This window comes from Deltaproteobacteria bacterium (genome assembly GCA_016223005.1).
GTDB lineage: Bacteria > Desulfobacterota > GWC2-55-46 > UBA9637 > GWC2-42-11 > JACRPW01.
The window spans coordinates 1-3,800 of record JACRPW010000058.1 but is presented as its reverse complement, the minus strand read 5'-3'; the positions used below and the strand labels follow the sequence as shown (position 1 = coordinate 3,800).

The 3,800-nt window shown below is 42.2% G+C and carries 5 protein-coding genes; 1 reads left to right on the top strand and 4 read right to left on the bottom strand.

Annotated elements, in window-relative coordinates; translation table 11 throughout:
- The first annotated feature begins 162 nt into the window (after positions 1-162).
- On the top strand, positions 163-498 hold the full coding sequence (locus HZC45_06535; GenBank protein ID MBI5682804.1) for a helix-turn-helix transcriptional regulator: 336 nt from the start codon (positions 163-165) through the stop codon (positions 496-498).
- A 186-nt stretch (positions 499-684) separates the two neighbouring features.
- Here HZC45_06535 and HZC45_06530 read toward each other — a convergent pair whose 3' ends face one another.
- The 4 genes from HZC45_06530 to HZC45_06515 form a co-directional block, all read right to left on the bottom strand.
- Positions 685-2,124 carry an NADH-quinone oxidoreductase subunit N gene (locus HZC45_06530; GenBank protein ID MBI5682803.1) on the bottom strand — a complete coding sequence of 480 codons (1,440 nt, stop codon included), beginning with the start codon at positions 2,122-2,124 and terminating at the stop codon, positions 685-687.
- A gap of 61 nt (positions 2,125-2,185) precedes the next feature.
- Entirely contained in the window at positions 2,186-2,620 is a 435-nt protein-coding gene (locus HZC45_06525; GenBank protein ID MBI5682802.1) for a type II toxin-antitoxin system VapC family toxin, read from the bottom strand.
- Positions 2,617-2,877 (bottom strand): type II toxin-antitoxin system prevent-host-death family antitoxin, encoded by a 261-nt coding sequence (locus HZC45_06520; GenBank protein ID MBI5682801.1) that lies wholly within the window; start codon positions 2,875-2,877, stop codon positions 2,617-2,619. Before HZC45_06520 ends, HZC45_06525 begins: the two co-directional genes overlap by 4 nt.
- 121 nt (positions 2,878-2,998) lie before the next feature.
- On the bottom strand, positions 2,999-3,800 hold an 802-nt coding region (locus HZC45_06515; GenBank protein MBI5682800.1), incomplete at its 5' end, for an NADH-quinone oxidoreductase subunit M.

Here is a 3,800-nt window from a genome sequence, read left to right as displayed (position 1 = left end):
TCTGTAAAATTGTGTGCAAACTGCACCAACTTCCAAACTATTTGTCAGGGCAATCATACAAAATGCAAACTATTTGTCAAGAAAATTATGCATATTAGCGATTATTTGTTTGTTATATCTAATAACCAACTAACTTATACTTACAAATAATTTGGGGGCAGCATGGGAGATATACTAAAAAGGCTAGGGGCAAAAATACGGGAAGAAAGAAAAAGGGCTAAACTCTCTCAAGAAAAATTTGCTGAGTTAGTGGATTTAAGTGTGAATTACATCGGATACATAGAAAGGGGAAAACAGGCGCCATACCTCAAGACTCTGGAACGGATTGCAAGGACGCTAGGTGTTGAGGTTTATGAACTTTTTCTCTTTAGAAAGGATGGGAAAAAAGTGGACGAAGAAACGGCTATTAAAGAGTTGATTCTATCTGTGCGGAATAAAAACCCGGAAGATATAAGGTTTATCGCTTCTATCCTCAAACAGATTTTTGAAAGGAAGTAGAAAAACTCATTGCACAAAGGAGAATGAAAATGGAAGATATCGTACCAAAACATTTTGATTGAGGATACCCAGAGACATTTGCCCCCCCAAATTTGTCATTCATCGAGAGGCTTCTGGATTGCCCGGTCAAGCCGGGCAATGACAGTGTGTTTTCAGGTTAATAACAATGAAATTCAAAGGTAAAGTTCACATTGAAAATACTGACTTCTGTGCCCAGTCAATAAACCATGTTGGAAGGACGCCTATTAAGACTGTGCCAAAGACAGCGATTGCGAGGGCAATGCGGGTTGACAGTGTTTGCGCCAGAGCAAATTCCCTTTCAGGCTCTTTCATATACATTAGCATAACAATCCTGATATAGAAATACGCAGAAACAGCGCTCATTACCGCGCCGATAATAGCAAGTGTTATAAACCCTTTGTTAATAAGCGCCATAAATACATAGAACTTGGCGACAAAACCTGCGGTAGGCGGTATGCCTGCAAGGGAAAAGAGGAATATAAGCATAAGAAGCGCCATGCCTTTATGCACCTTTGCAAGTCCTGTATAGTCTGTGATATTCTCTCCATGGAAATTACCCTTTCTCATAACAATAATTGCGCCAAATATGCCCATGTTCATAAAGGCATATATGAGCATATAGAGCATAACGCTTGCAATTCCATCCCTGCCGCCTGCCACAAAACCAAGCAGCCCATAACCTGCATGTGCAATGCTTGAATATGCGAGCATCCTTTTAATGTTGGTCTGCACAAGCGCCACTATGCTGCCTACAACCATTGTTGCAACAGAAAGGACTGATATAAGGGTGAGCCAGTGGACTGAGATAGAACCGAAACTATCAAGAAAAACCCGCAGGAGGACAGCAAACCCTGCTGCCTTTGGTCCAACAGACATGAATGCTGTAATAGATGTTGGGGCACCCTCATACACATCAGGCGCCCACATGTGAAAAGGCACTGCCGCAACCTTGAATCCAAAACCTGCTACAAGAAAAACAATGGCAAGTAGAAGCGCAGGGTCTATACTTTCTTTATTCTTTAGGAACTCGCTTATAGCGGATAATTGTGTGGTGCCTGTCAAACCATAAACAAGGGAAATGCCGTAGAGAAGGATTCCAGATGAAAGGGCGCCAAGGATGATGTATTTCATGGCAGCCTCATTTGAGCGGACATCCTGCTTGATAAGACCAGTAAGCACATATATGGATATTGCCATGAGTTCAAGACCGATATATATGGAAATTAAATCCATACCAGATGCCATGAGCATCATGCCGCTTAAGGCAAATAAGAGCAGGATATAATATTCACCATGCTCAATGTCTTCAACCTTAATGTAGTTCATTGAAAGGAGTATTGCCAATATTGTGGAGAGATAGAAGACCATCTTGAAAAAACTGGAGTAGCCGTCAAAGATAAACATGCTGTTAAAGGCATAGATGGTAGCGCCTGAAAGTTTGCATGTATAAACCCATGCTGTAAGTATAACAGCCAATGAGATGTATCCTATTATATGCTTCTTTCCCTTGCCTAAAAACAGGTCTATTATTAAGAGCAGTGTTGCTGCTGTAAAAACTATTATCTCAGGCAAACTTGCTATGACATCTAGTATATTAAATTGCATAATGTTTCCCCTTAAATAAATGCTCCCTGGTGGTCAGGTCTGCGCGGTCTGACAGGAAATATTAAAAACTCTGAAGTGGCGGTAAAATAGTAAACCCCTCTGAAGATGCGGCTTGATTCAGTTTCTTATCAAAGGACGAAAATGCCAATGAAAGAGAACTGCCTTCCGCCCTCAAAAGTTTTGCGGATGACAGATGCACTGCATCAAAACCCCGCAGTCCGTATTTTTCAGCCAATTGACCTGCCTCTATTTCATCAAAATCCATTACAGCAAAATCCAGCCACTCCTTTGAAAATCCTGCAACGAGCAGGCGATATTCCTTGCTTGATATATCTCCGCATCGCAATCGTTTATTCAGCGCAGAAATCATTTCAGGGTATGCTACGCGGCAAACAGCCGCAATTTCGGACTCTTTCACCCAATTCTTTACAATACCGGAGTTGGTCTCCTCCACATACAGTTTAACCAGACTGCTGGTGTCAAGATAGAGTATCATCGTCGTTCTTCCAGAATTGTCTCTGAAAGAGGTTTTCCCTTGATACTGATGCCTTTTATCCCTTCGGGTTTTTTTCCAGACCATTTTGCCTTGTTTTTTACGGCAAGGGATTTGACAGCAATCCATTCCCTTGAAATGGGAATGACCATTGCTACCTCGCTTCCATGTTCGGTTATGACAAACCTTTCCCCGCGGCGCACCTTGTCAACATATGCGCTCAATTTTGCTTTAAGTTCTTTTATGCCCACAGAAATCACCTTTGCCTCACAAATATTTTATGGTTACCTTATACCAAAAAAGTGGTTACAATGTCAATTTGTGATTACATCCCAAAAATAGACATTGATTTTTGGGGGTACATGGAACCGTAAAATATGATCACGGAGCCTGCACAACCTGTATCTGCCCCAGCAGATGCTCCACAGAAACATGCATTATATTTAAAAATGGTTTTGGATAAAAGCCTATCCACACAACAAAAACCACTAATGCAGTCATTGCAGCGATTTCTCTTATATTCACATCCCATGCCTCTTTTATATGGCTGTGCGTAATCTCGCCAAGCGCCACCCTTTTATACATTCCCAAAAGGTATGCAGCGCCAATAGCAGCGCCTATGACAGCAAACCCACCCATAAGAGGGTTATAGGCAAATGAACCGACCAATATGAGCAGTTCTCCTATAAATGAATTGGTGCCCGGTATTGCCATTGAAGACAGGGTATAGATTGCAAGAAATGTGGTGTAAATCGGGACTGCCTTTGCGAGTCCGCCATATAAATTTAAATCCCTTGTGTGAGTTCTCTCGTATATAACACCGACGCACAAAAACAAGGCGCTGGTCGTAATGCCGTGATTTAACATCTGAAGGATGCCACCCTCAACACCCTGAACATTAAAAACAAATAAGCCAAGTGTTATAAAACCCATGCGGCTGACGCTGGAGTATGCAACTAGTTTTTTTATATTATCCTGCGCAAGCGCAAGATAACCGCCGTATATGATGGCAACTATGGACAACCATAGTATTGGGTCTGCACAATACCTTGAGGCATCAGGAAGCATCGGCAGGGAAAACCTCAAAAATCCGTATGTCCCCATCTTTAGCAGCACACCTGCAAGCACGATACTCCCTGCTGTTGGCGCCTCAACATGTGCATCAGGCAGCCATGTGTGAAAT

Excerpts from the sequence above, each read along its gene's own strand:
- HZC45_06535 (MBI5682804.1), top strand. The coding sequence starts at position 163 with ATGGGAGATATACTAAAAAGGCTAGGGGCAAAAATACGGGAAGAAAGA.
- HZC45_06530 (MBI5682803.1), bottom strand. The coding sequence starts at position 2,124 with ATGCAATTTAATATACTAGATGTCATAGCAAGTTTGCCTGAGATAATA.
- HZC45_06525 (MBI5682802.1), bottom strand. The coding sequence starts at position 2,620 with ATGATACTCTATCTTGACACCAGCAGTCTGGTTAAACTGTATGTGGAG.